We start from the raw sequence: 22,660 nt of genomic DNA, 5'->3' as shown, positions 1-22,660 counted from the left end.
TAGCTTTCGGTTCTAGACTCTTTCTACTACAAATTGAATTCCATTAATATCTTTTTAAAACTTCAAATTTATAGTTTATAGACTGCATTACTCTACATAAAAAGAAGGCGAACCTCCTTCTACACTATTTTCCCTTAAATTCCGCAAAAGTCTGTAAGATTTTAGCAGCAACTGCTGGAGAAGGAGCTCCTTTAAGCTCTAACGTGTCATCTGCATATGGAGTAAGGCCAGCAAAATCTCCTATCTGGACTGAATAGAGCGACGTTTTAAATAGTTCAATATCGTTTTGGTCATTTCCAAAAGCTATGAAGTTCTCCCCACATAATTTTTCAACAGTTGTCGCCTTATGAGTATCCAAGGGATTAACATAAAGGCACTTTTCATGCGCATGATAGGAGAGATGAGCCTGTCCTAGTCTTTCTAGCTGACCAAGTAGATCATCAAGCAAATCCTCATGGTCACCCATATAAACGACTACCTTAATCGGAGTACCCAAGTCCTCAAGTTTCTGATGACGAGCCACCTTTAGGGGATCCACACTGGAGAAAAATGGAATCTTCTCTACAATCTGTCCACTATAGTCAAAGCAATCATCTACAAAGAAAGGGAGATTATAAGTCTGGCAATAATCCACTAGCGCCTGATAAACTTTAGCATCGAGATTCCTTTCGAAGATAGCCTTCCCTAAATGATAGGCTACGCCACCATTCAACCCTATGACCAAGCGCTGACTGAGTTCAGGGCCTAATAAACCCAAGCAATCCCGATAAGAGCGGGCTGAGGCAAACACAAGCTCATGCCCATAATCTTCAGCCTTTAAAAGAACCTGCTGAATCTCCTCGTCTATGGTCATGTAGTCAAAAGATAGCGTTCCATCCAGGTCAAATACGAATTTCATCTTTCTAGTCCTTGTTTAGTGTTCGAAGCGCTGCCTGATAGGTTTGCTCCATTAGCATGGTAATCGTCATAGGACCAACTCCACCCGGTACAGGTGTGATATGACTAGCAAGTGGTGCAACAGCATCATAATCAACATCTCCACAAAGCTTGCCATTTTCATCTCGGTTCATCCCAACGTCAATGACAACCGCTCCTGGTTTGACAAAGTCAGCAGTCACAAACTTGGCGCGACCAATAGCTACGACAAGGATATCTGCCTTAGCAGCAACCTTGGCAAGATGATGGGTGCGTGAGTGAGTCAAAGTCACAGTCGCATTCTTGGCTAAAAGAAGCTGAGCCATCGGTTTTCCAACAATATTTGAACGACCGATGACAACCGCATTTTTACCTTCTAGATCAATCCCATATTCATGAAACATTTCCATAATTCCTGCAGGTGTTGAAGGAATCATAACTGGATGACCAGACCAGAGGCGACCCATGTTTAGGGGATGGAAACCATCCACGTCTTTTTCGGGGTCAATAGCTAATAAAACTGCCTCTTCGTCAATATGTTTTGGCAAAGGTAATTGAACCAAAATCCCATGCCAAGCTGGATCTTGATTGTATTTGGCAATCAAGTCTAACAATTCCGCTTGGGTAATGGTCTCTGGAACTCGCACTACTTCACTACGGAATCCTGCAGCAAGAGCTGAACGTTCCTTGTTGCGAACGTAGACTTGACTGGCAGGATTGTCCCCAACCAAAATTACTACCAACCCTGGAACTAGACCTGTTTCTTCTTTTAGTTTAGCCGTCTTCTCAGCCAACTGTTCTTGTAACTTAGCCGCAAGAGCCTTCCCATCGATAATCTGTGCCATATCTCTTCTCTTTTCTATCAAATATCCTCTATTATATCAAAAAATAACTTGCCATTCTAACACTTCCTGACTAATAGACCTTATAGTTTGAAACTATAAGAAAAAGCTCTTGTCGAGCTTTTAGTTCCTATTGATATTAGGTAAATCTGTTATGCTTTCTTTTTAACTTTTGGAGCCGGTAAGACTTCATACATCTCCTTGATTAGTCTCGCTAGAAATGACTTATCTTCAAGTTCTTCTAGTAAAATCATCTCCTTAGCTCCTTCATAAGGACGTTCAAGCCTAGTCTGTCCCAGTTGATCCATGACCAGCTTCACAGGCTTCAGTAACAAACGATTATCATAGATTCCCCCAATAATCTTCCCACGATAATAAAGGATATACTCTCCCATCATTGGACGATAACTCATCTCCTCTAGCTCTGATAGCTGTTCGAGAATAAAGTTTAAATATTCTTTACTGGAAGCCATGATACCTACTCCATTTCTTCTAAAAATGAGGTCTTACAAAACCTTACTCAAAAATTCCTTGGTCCGTTGTTCTTTTGTTTGATCGAAAATCTCCTCTGGTGTTCCATCTTCGACAACAACCCCATCCGCCATAAAGATAACACGGTCTGCTACCTCACGCGCAAAGCCCATTTCATGAGTCACAATCACCATAGTCATCCCTGACTTGGCAAGGTCTTGCATAACAGCTAGAACTTCTCCAACCATCTCAGGATCTAGGGCTGAAGTCGGCTCATCAAAAAGCAAAACATCTGGTTCCATAGCAAGTCCACGTGCAATGGCAATCCGTTGTTGCTGACCACCTGATAAACTCTGAGGATAAGCCGTCGCCTTATCTGGCAAGCCAACTTTTTCTAACAGTTCCTGTGCTCTTTTCTCCGCAACTTCCTTGCTTTCACCTTTGGTTTTAATTGGTGACAAAGTGATATTTTCCATCACTGTCATATTGGGAAAGAGGTTGAATTGTTGGAATACCATACCCATCTTTTCACGCATAGCAAAAAGATCATTTTTCTTATCTGTGATATCAACTCCTTCAAAGATAACCTTGCCTTTACTTGCTTCTTCAAGGAGATTCATCGAACGAAGGAGAGTTGATTTCCCGCTACCTGACGGACCGATAATGACCACAACTTCTCCACGTTTAATCTCAAGATTGATGCCTTTTAAAACTTCATTTTTCCCAAAAGACTTATGTAGTTCTTCAATTTTAATCAAGGTTTCTGTCATTATTTCTTGTCTCCTTGTCCAATATGTTTTTCAAATGCTTTCAACGCCACTGTCAAAACAGAGGTCATAATCAAATAGTAAAAGGCTGCAAATAAAAGAGGAGTCAGCGGTAAATAAGTTGTTGTTGCTACTGTCGTTGCACCATTCCACAACTCCATCACTCCAATCGCAGACAAGAGGGAACTATCCTTGATAATGGTGATAAATTCATTTCCCAGAGCTGGAAGAATATTTTTGATAGCTTGTGGCAAAATGACATAACGCATGGCATTTTTCGGACGAATACCTAAAGAATATGCGGCCTCTAACTGCCCTTTAGGAACCGCATTGATCCCCGCACGAACAGTTTCTGAAACGTAAGCACCACTGTTCATAGAAATAATCAGAATACCAGGAATCAAACGAGAAAGATCAACTCCTAAAATTCCCACTTGGATAGTCGGAGCATTGATATGCATAAGAGTAAAGGCAATCATTATTTGAACCATCATCGGAGTTCCACGGAAGATCCAAACATACACATTTGCAAACCAAACGAGCGGTTTAAAGCGTGAACGTTGGGCAAAGGCCAGTAACACACCTATAATGGTCCCTAAGCAGACGACAAGGATGGAAATCAATACGGTAATCAGAGCACCATAGTTAAAATATGGTAAATACTTTGGTAAAAAAGAAAAATTCATATTCAATCAACTTTCTATGTATTAGATTGTATGATTATAACACGAATTGAATTAAAATGCAATCCTTTTTCCCCTAATTTTACCAATTAACTTGATAGAATAGAGAAATAGAGAGAAATCACAGTTTTTTTCTAGTCAACTACCTCTTGTTTATGGTAAAATAGAAACGATAAGAAATGGAGGAGAATCAAAATGGAATCACATTTGGTTAGAATCATTAACCGCCTAGAAGCAATGACAAAAGATGGTGGAAATCTAAAACGTAATTTTGAACGTGAAGGTGTTGTTGTCGCAGAAGTTGCATACAGCCACGACGAAGAAAACGGATCACTCTTCACCCTTCGCGATGTAGAAGCTCGTGAAACTTATACCTTTGATAGCATTGATTTGATTGCAATGGAGATCTACGAACTCCTTTACTAACATAAAAACAACGGGCAGTAAGTCCCGATGAATGAGAATCCTTTTTGTCACCACAAATGGGATTTTTTCTTACCTTCAATGTCGCTGGATTCTCCATAAATCCTTCTTTTAAAAACGACCACTTCCCAATCTTTTTACTTGCTTTACACCTTAATCATGCTATAATGAGAGTATAAAAACTTTGACTATTCTTGACCTTTTTCTTAGGCCAAGAATAAGAATGAAATGAGGTAGATGTATGCTCTGTCAAAACTGTAAAATAAACGACTCAACAATTCATCTGTATACCAATATCAATGGACAGCAAAAGCAAATTGATCTTTGTCAAAATTGCTATAAAATTATCAAAACAGATCCAAATAATACCCTCTTTAAAGGAATGACTGACTTAAACAATCATGACTTTGATCCATTTGGCGACTTTTTCAATGATTTGAACAATTTCAAACCTTCTTCTAATAACGTCCCTCCAACTCAATCTGGTGGGGGATACGGAGGAAACGGCGGTTATGGGCCTCAAAACCGCGGTCCACTTCAAACACCACCTAGCCAAGAAAAAGGACTCCTAGAGGAATATGGTATCAATATTACTGAGATTGCTCGTCGGGGAGATATTGACCCTGTTATCGGTCGAGATGAGGAGATTATCCGCGTTATCGAAATCCTCAACCGTCGAACCAAGAACAATCCTGTCCTTATCGGAGAACCAGGTGTTGGTAAAACAGCCGTTGTTGAAGGTCTAGCTCAGAAGATTGTCGATGGCGATGTTCCCCATAAACTCCAAGGCAAACAGGTCATCCGTCTGGATGTGGTCAGTCTAGTCCAAGGAACAGGGATTCGAGGCCAATTTGAAGAACGTATGCAAAAACTCATGGAAGAAATCCGCAAACGTGAGGACATCATCCTCTTTATCGATGAAATCCATGAAATTGTTGGTGCAGGATCTGCTGGCGATGGCAATATGGATGCAGGAAATATCCTCAAACCAGCCCTTGCCCGTGGTGAATTGCAAATGGTCGGAGCCACTACTCTCAATGAATACCGCATCATTGAAAAAGATGCTGCCCTAGAGCGTCGTATGCAGCCCGTCAAGGTAGATGAACCAACTGTTGAAGAAACCATTATCATCCTCAAAGGGGTTCAAAAAAAATACGAAGACTACCATCACGTCAAGTATACTGATGCGGCTATAGAAGCTGCTGCAAATCTTTCCAACCGCTATATCCAAGACCGCTTCTTGCCAGACAAGGCTATTGACCTGTTGGATGAAGCTGGTTCTAAGATGAATCTGACACTGAACTTTGTTGATCCTAAAGTGATTGATCAGCGTTTAATTGAAGCTGAAAATCTCAAGGCGCAAGCTACACGAGAGGAAGACTTTGAAAAGGCTGCTTATTTCCGCGATCAGATTGCCAAGTACAAGGAAATGCAAAAGAACAAGGTGACCGATCAGGATACTCCAATCATCAGCGAGAAAACTATTGAACATATCATTGAGCAGAAAACCAATATCCCTGTTGGAGAACTCAAAGAAAAAGAACAATCTCAGCTTATCCATCTAGCAGACGACCTCAAGGCCCATGTCATTGGTCAAGATGAAGCTGTCGATAAGATTGCCAAGGCAATCCGTCGTAATCGTGTTGGACTTGGAACTCCTAACCGGCCAATCGGAAGCTTCCTCTTTGTCGGACCAACTGGTGTTGGTAAAACAGAACTTTCCAAACAACTAGCCATTGAGCTCTTTGGTTCTGCTGACAGCATGATTCGCTTTGATATGAGTGAATACATGGAAAAACACAGTGTGGCTAAATTAGTCGGTGCCCCTCCAGGTTATGTTGGCTATGATGAAGCTGGTCAGTTAACGGAAAAAGTTCGTCGCAATCCTTACTCACTCATCCTTCTCGATGAAGTTGAAAAAGCACACCCAGATGTGATGCACATGTTCCTTCAAGTCTTGGACGATGGTCGTTTGACAGATGGGCAAGGACGAACAGTTAGCTTTAAGGATGCTATCATTATCATGACCTCAAATGCGGGTACTGGTAAGGCCGAAGCCAGCGTTGGTTTTGGGGCAGCTCGTGAAGGTCGAACCAACTCTGTTCTCGGTGAACTCGGCAACTTCTTTAGTCCAGAGTTTATGAACCGTTTTGACGGCATCATCGAATTTAAACCTCTCAGCAAGGACAACCTTCTCCAAATCGTCGAACTCATGCTTGCAGATGTCAACAAACGCCTCTCTAGCAACAATATCCACCTCGATGTGACAGACAAGGTCAAGGAAAAGTTGGTTGACTTGGGATATGATCCAAAAATGGGGGCGCGTCCACTCCGCCGCACCATTCAAGACCATATCGAAGATGCTATCACAGACTACTACCTTGAAAATCCAAGTGAGAAAACCCTCAAGGCAGTTATGACAAGTAATGGTAATATTCAAATCAAATCTGCCAAAAAAACTGAGAAAACAGAAGAGATTGCTTCTGAAATAGAAGAATAAATCTATATAACAAGTGCAGAAAGTCTATCATTTTCTGCACCTTTTTTACTAAAATAAATGCAAAACCTTGACAGCTTGCCCCTCGTCCATTATGATAATAATAAAGATACTAGAGAATGAGGAAAATGCAATGGCAAACCCAACTTTTGGCGATAAAAAAGAGAATGTAACCTACCAGCCCCGCTATGGTGTGTACGCAGTTATTCCGGATGCAGAAAAAAAACAAATTGTCTTAGTTCAAGCTCCCAATGGTGCTTGGTTCTTGCCAGGTGGAGAAATTGAAGTAGGCGAAGATCATCAAGAAGCACTGAAGAGAGAACTAATCGAAGAACTTGGCTTTACAGCTGAGATTGGTACCTATTACGGACAAGCTGATGAGTATTTCTACTCTCGCCACCGTGATACCTACTACTACAATCCAGCGTATCTCTATGAAGCTATTTCTTTCAAAGAAGCACAAAAACCATTGGAAGATTTTAATCATATTGCTTGGTTCCCTATTGACGAGGCTATTGAAAAGCTCAAACGTGGTAGCCATAAATGGGGAATAGAAGCTTGGAAAATCCAGCATGGAATTGACTAAAATACACGATTTTATCCAAAAAGTGCTATAATAGAGTTAGAAAATCGGAGGAACTATTATGAAGCTTATCAACACGACTAATTCACACTCGCAACTTGTTAAAAGCCAATTAGAAAGCACTGACGCAACGCTTGTTGAAGTCTATTCAGCTGGAAACACAGATGTGATTTTCACTCAAGCTCCGCTTCACTATGAAATCCTCATTTCCAACAAACACCGCGCTATTCGTGAACCTGAAATCGAAACCATCCAAGATTTCTTCATGAAACGCAAAATCGATAAAGATAATATCGATGAAGCTAATATCAAGACGCTTTATTCAGATAAATTGATTGAAATTTCTATTCCTACAAAATAAGAAAGCCAGCCAAAAGCTGGTTTTCTTTTGCAAAAAAAGATTGGTAGTTTCTACCAATCTTTTATTTTTATTTTACAGCTTCTTTCAAAGCATCTACCTTGTCTAAACGTTCCCAAGGAAGGTCAATATCTGTACGTCCCATGTGTCCATAAGCCGCTGTTTGACGGTAAATTGGACGTTTGAGGTCCAACATTTGGATAATTCCTGCAGGGCGAAGGTCAAAGATTTGACGGGCTGCTTTCTCAAGCTTGCTTTCAGCTACTGTTCCTGTACCGAAGGTATCGATACGGACAGAAACAGGCTGCGCAACACCAATAGCGTAGGCCAATTGAACTTCTGCTTTCTTGGCAAGACCTGCTGCAACGATATTTTTAGCAATATAACGAGCTGCATATGAGGCTGAGCGGTCAACCTTAGTCGCATCCTTACCAGAGAAGGCACCACCACCGTGACGAGAGTAGCCACCATAAGTATCCACGATAATCTTACGACCAGTCAAACCGGAGTCCCCTTGAGGTCCACCGATGACAAAGCGACCAGTTGGGTTGATGAAAAATTTTGTTTGCTCATCCAAGTAAGAAGCTGGGATCACCTCTTTAATAACCTTGTTAATCACATCATTGTGAATTTGTTCGTTGCTGACTTCTGGATCGTGCTGAGTTGAAATCACGACTGTGTCCACGCGCACTGGACGGTCATTTTCATCATACTCAACAGTAACTTGTGATTTAGCATCTGGGCGCAGATAGCTGATTTCACCAGATTTACGAAGTTCCGCCAAACGACGAACCAGTTTGTGACTAAGTGAAATTGGTAATGGCATAAGTTCTTCTGTCTCATCTACTGCAAATCCAAACATGAGACCTTGGTCTCCAGCTCCAATCAAGTCCAGTGGATCTTGATCTGCATTCCCACGAACTTCCAAGGCTTCGTTCACACCTTGTGCGATATCTGGTGACTGCTCAACAAGTGAAGGATGAACTCCCACTGTCTCCGCAGAAAAACCATACTCGGTATTGGTATAGCCAATCTCTGCAATGGTATCACGAACCACACGGTTAATATCCACATAGGCATTTGTCGAAATTTCACCAAAAACGTGGACAGAACCAGTATAAACAGCTGTCTCAGCAGCAACGTGCGCTTCTGGATCCTCTGCTAAAATAGCATCCAAAATCGCATCTGAAATTTGGTCTGCAATCTTATCCGGATGCCCCTCAGATACAGATTCAGACGTGAATAATTTACGTTCTGACATAAAAATGTCCCCCCTTAAAAAATATTGTTATAGAGTTACAAAGTACTGATAGGAAAACTACTAGTAATGAATGCCTACCACCTTATCGGGACTATATAACCTTATCATTATACCACTTTTTACTTTTTTTTGCAGTATTTTCTCGAAATCGAAAAAAGAACCTTACGGCTCTTTTCTCGTCATAAAAATTCGGCTTGTACTCCATAATACAGAAGGTCATACATATGCTTATCTGCATACTTCGTTTACAAACTACCTATTTTTTATCACAATGTTCTTACAAACAATCTTCCAGTTAGGCTTACTGTTCCTTAGACTTTCTATTGCTTACAGTTAAGCCAAGTCCAGCCATTAGGAGGCCAAGTCCCACAATACCATAGTTCGCTGTATCATTACTTCCTGTATCAGGGAGTTTCGCTACTTCTTTTTTATAAGCTGTAGCTACTGGAACTGTGGTAGTTGGAGTCGCACTTCCTGTCTGAGCAATAGGTAGTGTTGTACGACGTTCTAGGTAAAATTGGTAATTATCTTTCGTTATCTTGTAATTGTGTCCTTCAGTCACAGTTTCAACAATCCATGTAGTTGCATCCTTAGTTAAAGAATCAGCCAAGTTACGATCAATATTCATTAATCGACCTTCAGATGCAAAATCTTTATAGCTAATATCGGTCCCTGTCGAAGTTGCAACAATTCTTTCGATTTTTGCGGCTTTCAAAGACGCAAGAGTATTCGCCATCGTTGGAATTGAAGGATCCTCCTTCATTGGAGCATCTGTCAACAATACGACAAACTTTTTATTTTTAGGTGACTTAGACCAGTCGTAGGTTGAAACAATTTGTGTAAGAGTAGGTGTAGATGTTTCAGGGAAGTCTCCACCATGTGCAAGCTTAATGCCTGCTAAGGCTTTTTCAAGCTCAGCTGGGTCAGAGGTAAAATAAGATTCATTAAATTTTGTTAAAATTGTACCCTCATCTGCTAATCCACCTATACGTCCATATACTTCATCACTAAAGGTAGCTAATCCAAAACGTGCTGCTACTCCATCTTTAGCAAGATTTCTTGCAAACTCATTGATATTGTTACGGACAGTGTCAATAGTTCGAGACATAGATGCTGAACGGTCAACAACAAAAACGATATCGGCAGAGTTAGATTTTGAAATCGTTCTTGTCGCTTTCTTGATTTCGACTGTAGTTGTTTTATCAACACGTTCATATTGGGTATAAGAATTTCCATCTTCATCTTTCCCACTCACTGTACTCTCAGTTGTTTCAGTCTTTGGAGCAGGAAGTTCTTCACTTTTTACAGGTGCCACTTCTGTCTTTGTGACTTCAACTGTTGCAGTTTCTTCATGAATCTTTTGATCACCTTCTTGGCGTTCTTTCACGTCAATAGGTGAAACCTTCTTAGAAACATCAACAAGTTCTCCAGGTTTTGCATCTGATTGGTTAACGACTGGTTTCGCCTCATCAGCTTTAATTTCTGCTACAGCAGCTTCGACTGCCGATTTATTTGCTTCGGTTTTCTTTACTGTTTCAGCTGAAGTAGATGCCGGTTGTGTTGTTTCATCAGCAGACACCTGTCCAACCTGAGCAAAAGCAAACAAAATTGCTACAGAAGCCAACCCAACTTTCATTTTACGGAATGAAAAACGTTGTTGTTTCATAAATGATTTATCCATAGAAGTCCCCTTTTCTTTTCACGGATCAAATGGTATAATCCGATTGTTTTATAGTATGATAACACAAATTTGTATAGTTTTCAATTTTTTTCCTTACAATTTCAATAAAATGTTGGTCTAAAAACAAGTTTTAAAGCTAATACTGTTTTATAAATCAAATTTTTTTAAGTATATAATTATTAGTTCTATCGAGTACTTCAGGAAATAAAAACTCAGTAGAATCAGGTGATTCTACTGAGTTTTTAAAATGTTTGGCGTTTGGCTTTGCGCTCGGCACGGCCACGAGCACGATTTTCAGCACGCTTGGTTTTGCGGCGTTTTTCATCCACCGCCCATTGAATCTTCTTCTTATAGCCTGGTTTGACTTTTTTCTTTTTCTTTTTAACCAAGCCAATCATTTCAATATCAAGCTTATCTTGCTTTTTTTCACGATTGGCACGACGATCACGGTCATAGGTATCTTGAAACTCTCCGTCTTTGACCATCTTAGGAGTAAACTTGATTCCTAATTTCTCCAACTCACGGATATCCGAGTCATCGCTTGGCTGGTAAAGGGTAATAGCTGTACCAGGCAGACCGTTGCGCCCAGTCCGTCCAACACGGTGAACAAAGAAGGACAAGTCTTGCGGAATGGCATCATTGATAACATGGCTGACACCTTCAATGTCAATTCCACGCGCTGCCAAGTCCGTTGCGACAATGTACTCAAAATCCAGGTTTTTCACCTGATTCATGATCCGCTTGCGTTCACGAGGAGCAATATCCCCATGAATCTTTGCTACCTTCAATCCTTGAGCAGTCAAGTATGCATGCAATTCATCAGCACGCGTTTTTGTGTTAACAAAAATCATTGCCAAATAAGGCTGCATCAACTGAGTAAGCTGGTAAATTTGAGCATTTTTGTCGCGGCCCTTGGTCGAAATCAACCAGTTATCAATGGTATCTGAGATAACTGTTTTAGTCTTGATTTTTTCCATGACAGGATTTGACAAGTATTTTTTCAAGAACGGTTGTAATTTTTGTGGAATAGTTGCTGAAAAGACCATGAATTGCAAGTCTTTTGGAAGGCTTCCTGCAATCTTATCAACGGTTTCCAAGAATCCCATATCCAAGGTCATATCGGCTTCATCAATTACAAATGTCTTAGCCTTGTAAATAGCTAAATCACCAGATTTGACCAAGTCATAGATGCGACCTGGCGTTCCGATAACGATATGTGGTTGGTTGCTGGCAAGTTTTTCAATCTGACGTGCCTTATCCGTACCACCCACATAATTAACCACACGAACTTCGACATCTGAGTGAGCTGCAATCTGACGAGCTGCTTGGTAGATTTGAGTGGCCAACTCACGACTTGGTGCAGTAATGACTGCTTGCACACTATCGCTAGTTTCATCTAATTGCTGGAAAATGGGTAACAAGAAAGTATGAGTCTTTCCTGAACCAGTTTTTGACTCGCCCACCAAGTCACGACCTGCCAGTACAATAGGAATTAATTTTTCTTGTACCTCTGTTGGAGTTGAGAATTTCAACTCCTCCAAGGCTTCTGCTATATAATTTTTAAATTGAAATTTCTTAAATGACATACTATCCTCGATTCTATCCTTTCAATTATACCACATTTTGTCCTATTGCAGTAGTCCCATTTGAGTCTCAGTCCTGTAGTAAAGATCCAAGTAACTTAAAAGGTTGGAACCTCTGATTCCAACCTCTTTCATTATTTCCAGGTCAATACAGCATTCAAACCATAATGATCACTGACTTGTGGACTATTCTGCCCATCAAAAACTACTTGTAAACTCTCTACTTCTAACTCTTTGGTCGTAAAGACGTAGTCGATTCGTAGTGGTTCAGTATTGCCTTTCCAGCCATCAATTTCTGGTGGAACGGTATAGCTACCACTTCTTTCTTTCGCAACTTCAAACGCGTCTTGTAATCCTAATGGGCTAGCTAAAATCGCTTGATAGCCTTCCTGACCAGCTGGATTATTAAAATCACCCGCTAAAATTAGAGGTTTCTTCAACTCTTTTAGTACAGCCTCAAATCGTGCCCATTCTTCTTGGAAACCTTTATCCCACCAAGAGAGATGAACGCTTGCAAGAGCAAGTTCCTTACCTTCAACCTCTGTCTCAGCCAAGGCAACGCGACGAGTATGGTAGTCCGTTGGATCATCTACATCTGATACTAAAATCTCACGCGCCTTAATAGGTGTTTTGGATAAGATGGCTACGCCTTCATGGTAGCGGTCATAGCCAATATGATTGTAAGCCCAAGTCCAGTAGTAGTTTTTCCCTTTCTCAGACAATTTTTCAACCAGAAGTCGGACATAGTGGTCCTGATGAATGGGTTCTGCTGATGGTAAAGCTTGATAGTGATTGTTAACCTCTACCTCAGGCGAAGTCATTTCTTGATTGATTTCTTGGAAACAAATCAAATCATAATCCTTATCAAGAATGTCTTGGAATAAGATTTGGAATTTTTCCTCTGCTTCCTTCTCCATCCAACTGTGGGTATTGAGTGTTAGAAATTTCATGCTTTTCTCCTAAAACAAGAGGTTGGAAAACAGCTTCCAACCCCAAGTATATTACAATTCTACTTTAGCAACTGCTGTTTTAGCTGCAAGAGAACCTGTTTGTTCTAATTTAACTGATTTGAGGACATCACCATTTGTGAAGACAACCACTGTTGATGTTTTGCGTCCTGCTTCTCGAATAGCATCCAAGTCAGCTGTGACAAGAAGGTCACCAGCGGCCACTTTTTGTCCTTCAGAGACATGAACAGTAAATGGTTTTCCTTCAAGACTTACTGTATCCAAACCAATATGAACAAGCACTTCAAGACCTGAGTCAGTGACAAGACCAAGAGCGTGTTTTGTTGGGAAGATACTTGATACAGTACCAGTAACTGGAGATACAATGTTACCATTTGCTGGCTCTACTGCAAATCCATCACCCATCATTTTTTGAGCAAAAACTGGATCTTCCACTTGTTCTAAAGCAACAACTTGACCGTCAGCTACTGAGTAAACTTCTTCAGTTACACCTTTGTAGTGTACAGTATTTTGTTGAGTTTCTGTCATTTGGCTTGGAAGAGTTTCAGGAATTACTTCACCTGAGTCAAGGATATCTTGGATATCAGATTTCAATACGTCAGCTTTTGGTCCGTAGATAGCTTGGACACCTTGTCCTTTCATGACAAGACCCATAGCTCCTTCTGCTTTCCATTGTTCCTCAGTACCAACGCGATCTGCGTCTTTAACAGTTACACGAAGACGAGTCATACATGCATCCACATCTACGATATTTGCACGACCACCAAGAAGGTTAATGATGTTTACGGCTTGAGAAGCTGCTGCAACTTTTGGAGTTCCAGGAGCTGCTTCTTCTGATGTTCCTTCAGCTGTTTCGTAGTTTCCGTTACGTCCTGGAGTTGCGTAGTTGAATTTCTTGATCATGAAGTTGGCAATGAAGTACATGATAACCGCAAAGAGAACAGTTACCCAGATAAAGTTAACGATATCCATACCAATACCAGCATTAATTGCCAATGGTGTACGAGTCAAGAATTCAATTGAACCGAATGAGTGGACACGAAGGTGAACAATATCTGCCATAGCAAAGGCAGCACCTTGAACTACTGAATAAACAAGGTAAAGCGGTGTTGCGATGAACATGAACATATACTCGATAGGTTCAGTAACCCCTGTCAAGAATGTTGCAAGGGCTGTCGCAATCATCATACCCTTGTATTGGTGTTTCTTGTCAGCATCAACATTGCGGTAGATAGCAACGATGACACCCATCAAGATACCAAATGAACCGATCATTTGTCCAACTTTGAAACGAGCTGGAGTGACTGTTGTAAGAAGGTGTTGGTATTGGTCAGCATTTGAACCTTTAAGGTTAACAAGGTCAGTTACCCATGCAAGCCAAAGTGGATCTTGACCAAATACTTGTGTTCCTTTTGCAGCACCAGTTAACACTTCGTATGTTCCACCAAGAGCTGTATAGTTCATTGGGATAGTCAACATGTGGTGAAGACCGAATGGCAAGAGCAAACGTTCCAAAGTACCATACAAGAATGGTGCAAGAACTGGAGCAGTTTCTTGTGAGTTGGCAATCCAAATACCAAAGTTGTTGATACCTGTTTGAACTACTGGCCAAAAGGCAGCAAGTACAATTGCAGCAATAGTTGAACGAAGAATAACGACGAATGGTACGAAACGTTTACCATTGAAGAATGAAAGGGCATCAGGAAGTTTACGGAAGTTGTAGTATTTGTTATAAGCTGTTGCCCCAACAAAACCAGAGATAATCCCTACGAAAACCCCCATGTTAAGCGCTGGTGCCTCAAGAACGCTGATAAAGTAGTCAGCAACCTTGATTGAACCACCAAAGAAGGTAGTAACCATTGCTTCAGGGTTTTTCAACATATCACCTGTAACACCGAAGATAGTACCTGTAATACGGTTAATCAAGATAAAGGCAAGCCCGGCTGCAAATGCACCACCTGCACGTTCTTTTGCCCAGCTTCCCCCAATAGCAAGGGCAAACAAGATATGAAGGTTACCGATAACCCCCCAACCAATTTGCTCAAGGATTCCACCTGTAATCACTAGAGGAGCAAGGTTTGGGTCGATCATCACGATTGATTTACCGATTGAGATCATCAATCCCGCCGCTGGCATAACGGCGATAACCACCATTAAAGCCTTACCGAATTTTTGCCAAAATTCGAAAGACAAGACATTTTTGAATGTAGCTTTCATCATTCAAATCTCCTTTATTTTATTTAGGCAAACGTTTTACGAAAACGTTTGCATTTGGTTATGTATTAATTATACCACTTTTATTTTTTTTGTAAAGGCTTTTATAAAAAAATTGTCTATTTTTTTTATTTTTAGAAAGGAAAAAGAGAAGTTTACGAAAACTTCTCTTTTAAATATGTATTATTTTTCTGATTTGTACTGCAATTTGCATTTAAATCCAACTAGATCTTCAAGAATCGACGCATCGAAATCCCTGAACCAATTGAACCAATGAAAATTCCGATTACAAATAATAGGACTGTCATCAGAGGAATAAACACATCTGGCGTAATCATTGACAAGTTTTGACCTACCAAGGATTTATTGACCGATTGATAAACCATATTGTAAACAAAGAATACAAGGACTGAAGGAATTGCTGCACCGAGCAAGCCAATAAAAGCACCTTCTAGCAAGAATGGACCACGGATATAGCCATTTTTCGCTCCTACAAGACGCATGATCTGAATCTCACGACTACGTGAAATAATGGTGATACGAATGGTATTGGAAATGAGGAAGACTGCGATAAAAATCAAGAGCCCTGCAATAACCAATCCCCAAACACGGATAAAGGAAGCCAATTCAAAAAGTCGTTGAGTGTTGGCTCCACCATCTTGAACCTCTGATACTCCCTCAATTTTCTTAGCTTCTTCAGCTACAGTTTTAACATCACTCGGAGAATTTGTATCGACGATATAAGCATCATAGAGAGGGTTTGCATCCCCTTCAAAGACCTTCCAATCGTCACCCATTGTTTCCGTTAGTTTTTCGTACTGTTCTTCTTTACTTGAGAAGGTAACACTCTTAACAGCAGGCATAGCTTTCAAAGCATCATAAACCTTGTGGTAGTCATTATTGGTAACTGTCTGACCTTCTTTTTCAATCGTTTCACTGTTATCAGCTACATCCTTACGAATGTAAACCATGACCCGAACGTTGTTTTCAATATCGGTAGCCAGTTTTGCTGTATTAAAAATTACAGATGCAAACAGGGCAACGAGTGTTAAGGTAATCATAACCGAACTCACTGCTGCTACTGTCATCCAGCCATTTCGTTTTAAACTTTTTAATGATTCAAATAAATGGCGAAAAAATCTACTAATCATCGTATCCATATTCTCCTTTAGCTTCGTCACGAACGACACGGCCATTTTCAATGGCAATGACACGGTGGCGCAAGGTATTTACAATCTGGCTATTGTGGGTTGCCATCAAGACAGTAGTACCTTGGAGATTGATGCGTTCCAACAGATTCATAATTTCCCATGAATTATCTGGGTCCAAGTTTCCTGTTGGCTCATCGGCAATCAATACTTTAGGATTGTTGACAATCGCGCGAGCAATCGCAATCCGTTGCTGCTCTCCACCTGAGAGTTCATTAGGGAAAGAGCGAACCTTATGTTTCAAACCAACCAGGTCCAATACTTCCATAACACGTTTTTTGATGTTGCGGCGGCTCTCACCGATTACTTCCATTGCATAGGCAATATTCTCATAAACAGTCTTCTTAGGCAAGAGTTTGTAATCCTGAAAGACTACCCCGACACTACGACGTAGAAGCGGGACATCTTTCTTCTTAATTTTAACTAAATTAAAGCCTGCAACTGTTAGGCTTCCTTTTTCGATCTTTACTTCTCGGTATAGAGCTCGAATAAAGGTTGACTTACCTGCCCCAGAAGGTCCTACGATATAGGCAAACTCTCCTGGTTCAATGGTAACAGATACTCCACGCAGGGCAGTCGTTCCATTGTCATACTTTTTGACAACATCTCTCATTTCAATGATTGACATATGAGTTCCTTTCTATCTTAGCTGATTCGCCACTTGAGGTAGGCATCGATAAAACCATCAAGGTCTCCATCCATCACCTTATCTACCTGAGCAACTTCAAAGCTTGTACGGTGATCTTTTACCATAGTATAAGGCGTGAAAACATATGAACGGATTTGGCTTCCCCATGTGATTTCTTTTTTCTCACCTTTAAGGGAATCAACTTCCGCAGCTTTCTTTTCTTGCTCCATTTGATAGAGCTTAGCCTGCAACATCTTCATGGCACGATCTCTATTTCCATACTGGGTACGATCGACCGTTGATTGGACGACAGTTCCCGTAGGAATGTGTGTCAAACGCACACCTGTTGAAACCTTATTGACGTTTTGCCCACCAGCACCACCTGAACGGAAGGTATCCATTTTGATATCATCTTCACGAATCTCCACTTCGATGGTATCATCCAACTCAGGCATAACCTCTACGGATGTAAATGAAGTATGGCGACGTTTGGCAGAGTCAAATGGAGAAATACGGACCAAACGGTGAACACCCATTTCTGATTTAAGTAGGCCATAAGCATTAGGTCCTTCAAAAGACAAGGTCACAGACTTGATACCTGCTTCATCACCAGCCTGGTAATCCAAGACTTCTACTTTAAAGCCTTTGGCATTTCCATAACGAGTATACATACGAAGCAACATATCGCCCCAGTCCTGTGCCTCAGTACCACCAGATCCTGGATGGATTTCCAAGATTGCATTATTATGGTCATAAGGTTCTGACAAGAGAAGGGTCATCTCGTAGCTGGTCATCATCTTATCCAATTCCGTCAACTGTTCGACCAGTTCATCATGGACTGACTCGTCTTCTGCTAAAAAGTCCAATAAAATCTCAACTTCATCCTGCAACTCTTCCATTTTACGGAAGGTGTTGTAGGTGTTTTTTAATTCATTTAATTCTTGCGACGTTTTTTGGGCCGCGATATTATCGTTCCAAAAATCAGGTTCTGTCATCTTGTTTTCCAAGATGGCAATCTCTTCCTCTAAGCCTTCGAGGTCAAAGAGACCCCCTAAAAGAAGCTAATTTTTCACGATTTGCGTCAATTTTTTGACGAATTTCTGAAATGTCCATAGATACTCCTTTTCATATCGTTTTATTATACCATAATCTCTCATTTCTTTCCATATTTTGCTTTTCACCGCTTTTGATTGCAAAAGAAAAGAGGCTCTAAAGCCTCTTGTTTAAAGGACTTTAGCAGAGGTATGAGTGATCTCCTCCACTTGAATTCCTTCTTTTTCAAACTTATCCTTTAATGCAGTCAAATCGATTTTTCCATCAATTTGAACTTCGATGACGACCTTGCCATCCTTACGTGGAATGTTTACAGTATGGGAAATATTTAAATCCTCTTCTACAATTAAAGCTACAATTTTCCCCAGTACTCCTACTTCATTTTCTGTAATGAAACGAACACGAATCCCCTCTTCTCCGTATCCGGCGATTTCCAAGAAAGCCTGAAAAACATCGCGGTCTGTAATGACGCCGTAGACCTGATGATTGTCTACGACTGGTAATATCCCAATTTTATTTTTCAGCATCAGGTAGGTCGCATCTTCTAGACTAGCATAGCCAGAAACCGTCACGACATCTCGAATCATTACATCTTTTACTTTGGTTTTATTCAGAAGATAATTCATCTCATAGATAGAGAGACTGGTTGCTTTAGATGGGCTGGCTTCCGCAATGGTTCCTTCTGTTACCAATCCGACTAATTGATCGTTTTCGATAACAGGTAAACGGTGCAAACCTTGCTCGCGCATCAAATCTGCTGCGTGTGCTACAGTCGTATCTGGACTGATATAAACTACCTTACGGGTCATGAAATCTTTAACTGCCATGAGACTTCTCCTTCTATATTACTACTTTTATTATACACTTTCTTAGAAAATCTATCAAACGCTTTCATCTCTTTTTCAAGATTTTGAATAATCTGAGAAGTTTGCATAAAATGCCAGTGTAAGTTAAAAGGGAACCGAAGTCCCCTCTCTTCTTAAATCGTAACAGTGTCTCGATCTTTTATCATATAACGTTTCAGTGGGCTAAGACTAGCTAGCCAGTATAGTAGACCACCAAATAGCGCAGTAAATCCGCTACCAGTTGTGATTAAAAAGATTGGACTTTGAATTTGTGCAGTTACAGGGTTGTAGACAAAAAGTACCGCTACCAATAAGGAGATAAATACGCAAGACAAGCCAACTAAGTTAAATCCTTTAGTAAATTCGTATGCGTCATGCCCTTCAAGGAAATAGGCTGAACGCAAGTCGAGTTTTCGTTTTCTTAAGATAAAATAGTCGACAACAATCATACCAATAATTGGCCCCTGAATATAGGCAGCTAGGGAGATGAAGGATCCGAAATACTCTTCTACTCCTCCCCAGATAGTGAGTAGACTCACGTAAACCATGGCAATCCAAACCATTAGTTTATAGCTTACTTTGGGCATCCCACTTTTGACAATCATACAGTTCACGTATGATCCAGTCCCCTGGGTTCCAATATTAGCAAAGGCTACTAGTAGTAGACTTAAGAGAGCAAAGGCTGGGGTGCTTAGAGTTGATAGCATGGTTGTTGGATCACTTTCATACACACCTGTTTTGACAAACATGGCTAGAGCCATGACTCCACCTGTAGCAACGAAGAATGGAGCCACAACTCCGTATGATAAGGCTGTAGCCCAATAACCACTGCGTTCTGTTTTTGCTAAACGCGGTAAAACCAATGCCTGTGTAGACCAAGAGAAAGCAAAGGCAACATTTCCTTCTCCAGAGAGCATGAAGCGTTCTAATGGCGTCAAATCTCCTTGAGTGGCTGGTTGGATATTCATAATATCCGTTATAGGAACGGCGACAAAGCAGATTCCAACGATAATCAGACCGACAATCAATAAGGCGATAACCAAGAAGCGATTGGTCCATTTAATCACTTCCGGGCCTCCAAGAGCAATGAGAGTCCCAAGAAGAACACAGAGGGTACCAAGAATAGGCGCCCATACTCCCTTGTCCAAACCAAGACCAAAATTATTTGCCAAATGGATCATGGAACTGGCAAAAAGATTGGCCGCAACAGCATACCATCCAAAGTTAGCCAAGCTAATAATGGTTGATAACAGGGCTACACCTCTTTTTCCTAGAACGGCTCTCAACCAAATCCACAAATCAATTCCATACTTAACCGCAAATAAAATAGGAAGACATTCAATAAAGACCCAGATAATGTTAAAGCTAAAAATATTTATCAACATTTGATTAAAGGTCAAATATTGAGCTACATAAGCCCCTTGGGTATAACACCAAGTAGCAATGGCAAAACCACTTGTCGATAGAAAGAGATCCCAAAAAGAATACTGACGATCCTTATTGGTCATGGGAACAATTCCGGTTATGGTTTCTTGTTGGATATAGTCATTCATTTTAGACATGTTATTGAATTCCTCCCGTCATTGCTAAGATAATCAAAACAAGGTTGATTAGGACTATGGAGATGATTAAAATGAAATCACTTTTTAGGAAGGGTTGAACAAACTCGTAGTTTGGTGACTCCATTTCTTCCAATCTTCTCTTTGTTTCAGTTGCTACTAATTCTTCAATTTCAGATGTCGTTTTCATCTCAGTTCTCCTCCAAATACAAGTCAAGGGCCAGTTGTCCATATTGTTTGGTATAGCGATACCAGATGTAGAGAAACTCACCGACTGGTTTTCCGACACTCTCCTGGAACAAAGCCCACAAGAACCAATAATATGAGGTCACTGCTACATAAGCCAAGTAGTGACGTTTGGTTTTCTTATCTGGTACTTCTTGTAGATACAATTCCAGTACTTTTTCAGCATCCTCTACGGTATAATTAGAACACGCGATAAAGGTCCCCAAATCTCCTGCTGGCTCTCCCATTCCAGAATATTCCCAATCAATCAAGCTCATTTCGCCTGCTTCATTCAACAAAAAATTAGGACTATAGGAATCTCCATGACAAAGAACAACCTGTTTCGGATCATTCTGTAAATAATTTTTGAGAAGTGAAACAGTTTCATCCAATTCCTCGAGGCCATCAAATTCAAATCGATTTCTAGCTTTCAATTTTTCTCTAAAATCAATAATTCCCTCAAACTGGGCAAAGGAATGTTCCGTTTTTTCTCCAGATTGGTGTAACCGTCTCAAGAGGTCCATTGCTTGTGCCACATCATCCCAATTATCATAATCCAGTTGCTTAGCATTGGGAATAAATTCTGAAATTTTCCAGCCCTCATGCTTGTTCATAGCTACGAAGGTACGGTCAATCTTTAATTTTGTAGCAATTTCCATAGAAGCTGCTTCACTAGCTCGGTCGATATAATTTTCCGTTCCCCTGCCCGGATGACGGTAAACATATCTTTTTCCTAGACAGTCAAATGAAAATGATGTGTTGGTTAACCCATCTTTTAGAGGTTTGATATTGACAATATCTGAAGCCACACACTTTAATGTCTTACAGATATTATCGATAATAGCTGAATCTGCATTTACCAAATAACGTTCATCAAATTGACGGAGTTCATCTAGAGAGTCGAATTCTTTAACAATATCCGCTGAATAGTGACGGGCTTCTAAAAGGAGTTCCTTGACATGCCGACTATAGTAATCCTCCCAAAGCTGTTCCCGATAAGGTTCGTGCTTAAACTCGTTTTCTAAAATTTCCTTGAATTTCTCACTAAATGCACGGTCGAAATAAACGTGCCCCACCATAGCCCAAGTATTTTCTCCACCAATCTGGATATCAATGATGGTGTTATTCGAATCCTCTATAGCACAATATTCGTCCGTTTGACCTTCTGCAAATATCGTCGAGTAGTAACCTCTATAAATATATTGCTCAAAAGGATTTTCCACAAAATAATTATCTGATGAACAAATATAAGTGTTGGAAAGTTGATTTTTAACCAACATAAGAGACGAACAGTTATTATATTTGTAGTAATCATTATTTACTACAATTTTTATACCAAACTTCTCTGCAAGATAGAACATTTTTTCTTGTAAGTAGCCTACAGTAACGGTTATATCTTCTATTCCTGCTTCTTGCAGCTGTCTGATTTCCCTCTCTATCAAGCGTTCCCCCTTGACTTGAAGCAATCCTTTGGGAATCTCATAAGACAAAGGAGCAAAACGGCTACTCATGCCAGCAGCCATTATAATGGCATTTTTTACTCGATAGGGGTCTAAAACTTTCTGACCTAGTTCAGTTAAGTGAAGCTCCTCATCAACCCACTTCTCTTCTTTCAGTTTTTTCAATAATGTGTTGATTGTTCCTAAAGATAGGTCTAACTCTTCAGCTAACTGTCGCTGAGTAAATGTCTTTTCTTTATGTATCAACATAAAACGCAAAAGTTTAAATTGTTTTTCTGTTACCATTCTCAGTCCTCCTGTTCAATTTTCTCTTACTCATATTATAATATGAACAAAAAGGACTGTCAATTCAAATAGGAAAACAATGAGTAAAAATTAAGGCCTTCTTCCCTTTCCTCAAAAAACATATAAATAAAAGAGCTCCTTATTCTGGAGC

21 protein-coding genes are annotated in these 22,660 nt (G+C 40.4%); 4 read left to right on the top strand and 17 right to left on the bottom strand.

The window, feature by feature from the left end; translation table 11 throughout:
• Positions 1 to 124: 124 nt before the first annotated feature.
• The 5 genes from ADM50_RS09115 to ADM50_RS09095 form a co-directional block, all read right to left on the bottom strand.
• A complete protein-coding gene (locus ADM50_RS09115) occupies positions 125 to 898 on the bottom strand; it encodes an HAD hydrolase family protein (protein WP_049485418.1) in 774 nt (257 codons plus the stop codon).
• A 4-nt stretch (positions 899 to 902) separates the two neighbouring features.
• On the bottom strand, positions 903 to 1,760 hold the full coding sequence (locus tag ADM50_RS09110; RefSeq protein ID WP_049485417.1) for a bifunctional methylenetetrahydrofolate dehydrogenase/methenyltetrahydrofolate cyclohydrolase: 858 nt from the start codon (positions 1,758 to 1,760) through the stop codon (positions 903 to 905).
• A 149-nt stretch (positions 1,761 to 1,909) separates the two neighbouring features.
• Positions 1,910 to 2,230 carry a TfoX/Sxy family protein gene (locus ADM50_RS09105; RefSeq protein ID WP_049485416.1) on the bottom strand — a complete coding sequence of 107 codons (321 nt, stop codon included), beginning with the start codon at positions 2,228 to 2,230 and terminating at the stop codon, positions 1,910 to 1,912.
• A gap of 33 nt (positions 2,231 to 2,263) precedes the next feature.
• Positions 2,264 to 2,998, bottom strand: coding sequence for an amino acid ABC transporter ATP-binding protein (locus ADM50_RS09100; protein WP_000140925.1), 735 nt, complete (start codon positions 2,996 to 2,998; stop codon positions 2,264 to 2,266).
• A complete protein-coding gene (locus ADM50_RS09095) occupies positions 2,998 to 3,681 on the bottom strand; it encodes an amino acid ABC transporter permease (protein WP_049485415.1) in 684 nt (227 codons plus the stop codon). Before ADM50_RS09095 ends, ADM50_RS09100 begins: the two co-directional genes overlap by 1 nt.
• Positions 3,682 to 3,873: 192 nt before the next feature.
• Here ADM50_RS09095 and ADM50_RS09090 point away from each other — a divergent pair, with 192 nt between their 5' ends.
• The 4 genes from ADM50_RS09090 (at position 3,874) to ADM50_RS09075 (ending at position 7,542) form a co-directional block, all read left to right on the top strand.
• The gene (locus tag ADM50_RS09090; protein ID WP_000443577.1) at positions 3,874 to 4,104 is read left to right on the top strand and encodes a DUF1797 family protein; all 231 of its coding nucleotides are present in this window, start codon (positions 3,874 to 3,876) and stop codon (positions 4,102 to 4,104) included.
• 238 nt (positions 4,105 to 4,342) lie between these two features.
• Positions 4,343 to 6,601: an ATP-dependent Clp protease ATP-binding subunit gene (locus ADM50_RS09085; RefSeq protein WP_049485414.1), complete on the top strand. Its 2,259-nt coding sequence runs from the start codon at positions 4,343 to 4,345 to the stop codon at positions 6,599 to 6,601.
• Between the two features lie 130 nt (positions 6,602 to 6,731).
• Positions 6,732 to 7,184 carry an NUDIX hydrolase gene (locus ADM50_RS09080; RefSeq protein ID WP_049485413.1) on the top strand — a complete coding sequence of 151 codons (453 nt, stop codon included), beginning with the start codon at positions 6,732 to 6,734 and terminating at the stop codon, positions 7,182 to 7,184.
• Between the two features lie 58 nt (positions 7,185 to 7,242).
• Positions 7,243 to 7,542 carry a DUF1827 family protein gene (locus ADM50_RS09075; RefSeq protein WP_000767191.1) on the top strand — a complete coding sequence of 100 codons (300 nt, stop codon included), beginning with the start codon at positions 7,243 to 7,245 and terminating at the stop codon, positions 7,540 to 7,542.
• Positions 7,543 to 7,609: 67 nt separating this feature from the next.
• Here the strand turns inward: ADM50_RS09075 and metK are convergent, their stop codons facing one another.
• The 12 genes from metK to ADM50_RS09010 all read right to left on the bottom strand — a co-directional run bounded on the left by metK (position 7,610) and on the right by ADM50_RS09010 (position 22,509).
• Positions 7,610 to 8,800 (bottom strand): methionine adenosyltransferase, encoded by a 1,191-nt coding sequence (gene metK, locus ADM50_RS09070; RefSeq protein WP_049485412.1) that lies wholly within the window; start codon positions 8,798 to 8,800, stop codon positions 7,610 to 7,612.
• Between the two features lie 301 nt (positions 8,801 to 9,101).
• Positions 9,102 to 10,481, bottom strand: coding sequence for a VWA domain-containing protein (locus ADM50_RS09065; protein WP_049485411.1), 1,380 nt, complete (start codon positions 10,479 to 10,481; stop codon positions 9,102 to 9,104).
• A 242-nt stretch (positions 10,482 to 10,723) separates the two neighbouring features.
• A complete protein-coding gene (locus tag ADM50_RS09060) occupies positions 10,724 to 12,067 on the bottom strand; it encodes a DEAD/DEAH box helicase (RefSeq protein ID WP_049485410.1) in 1,344 nt (447 codons plus the stop codon).
• Positions 12,068 to 12,198: 131 nt separating this feature from the next.
• The gene (locus tag ADM50_RS09055) at positions 12,199 to 13,014 is read right to left on the bottom strand and encodes an endonuclease/exonuclease/phosphatase family protein (RefSeq protein WP_049485409.1); all 816 of its coding nucleotides are present in this window, start codon (positions 13,012 to 13,014) and stop codon (positions 12,199 to 12,201) included.
• A gap of 51 nt (positions 13,015 to 13,065) precedes the next feature.
• Positions 13,066 to 15,252 (bottom strand): PTS transporter subunit IIBC, encoded by a 2,187-nt coding sequence (locus ADM50_RS09050; protein WP_080976194.1) that lies wholly within the window; start codon positions 15,250 to 15,252, stop codon positions 13,066 to 13,068.
• A 218-nt stretch (positions 15,253 to 15,470) separates the two neighbouring features.
• A complete protein-coding gene (gene ftsX / locus ADM50_RS09045) occupies positions 15,471 to 16,397 on the bottom strand; it encodes a permease-like cell division protein FtsX (RefSeq protein WP_049485408.1) in 927 nt (308 codons plus the stop codon).
• Complete coding sequence (gene ftsE, locus ADM50_RS09040; RefSeq protein WP_000022275.1) at positions 16,390 to 17,082, bottom strand: cell division ATP-binding protein FtsE; 693 nt, start codon at positions 17,080 to 17,082, stop codon at positions 16,390 to 16,392. Before ftsE ends, ftsX begins: the two co-directional genes overlap by 8 nt.
• Before the next feature lie 17 nt (positions 17,083 to 17,099).
• Positions 17,100 to 18,195, bottom strand: a protein-coding gene (prfB, locus tag ADM50_RS09035) for a peptide chain release factor 2 (protein ID WP_096753628.1) whose coding sequence is annotated in 2 segments (ribosomal slippage) — positions 17,100 to 18,122 and positions 18,124 to 18,195 — 1,095 coding nt in all. Because the reading frame shifts where the segments join, the coding sequence is not laid out codon by codon here.
• Between the two features lie 110 nt (positions 18,196 to 18,305).
• On the bottom strand, positions 18,306 to 18,962 hold the full coding sequence (locus ADM50_RS09025; protein WP_000268643.1) for a CBS domain-containing protein: 657 nt from the start codon (positions 18,960 to 18,962) through the stop codon (positions 18,306 to 18,308).
• A gap of 152 nt (positions 18,963 to 19,114) precedes the next feature.
• Positions 19,115 to 20,542 (bottom strand): cytosine permease, encoded by a 1,428-nt coding sequence (locus ADM50_RS09020; protein WP_049485407.1) that lies wholly within the window; start codon positions 20,540 to 20,542, stop codon positions 19,115 to 19,117.
• A gap of 1 nt (position 20,543) precedes the next feature.
• The gene (locus ADM50_RS09015) at positions 20,544 to 20,729 is read right to left on the bottom strand and encodes a hypothetical protein (protein ID WP_000859104.1); all 186 of its coding nucleotides are present in this window, start codon (positions 20,727 to 20,729) and stop codon (positions 20,544 to 20,546) included.
• Between the two features lies 1 nt (position 20,730).
• Entirely contained in the window at positions 20,731 to 22,509 is a 1,779-nt protein-coding gene (locus ADM50_RS09010; RefSeq protein ID WP_049485406.1) for a phosphotransferase, read from the bottom strand.
• Positions 22,510 to 22,660: the final 151 nt, after the last annotated feature.

Origin of the sequence: Streptococcus oralis, assembly GCF_001075675.1 — a bacterium.
Classification (GTDB): Bacteria; Bacillota; Bacilli; order Lactobacillales; family Streptococcaceae; genus Streptococcus; species Streptococcus oralis_V.
Note: the sequence above shows the minus strand (reverse complement) of the source record. Positions and strands in the feature narration are given on the sequence as shown.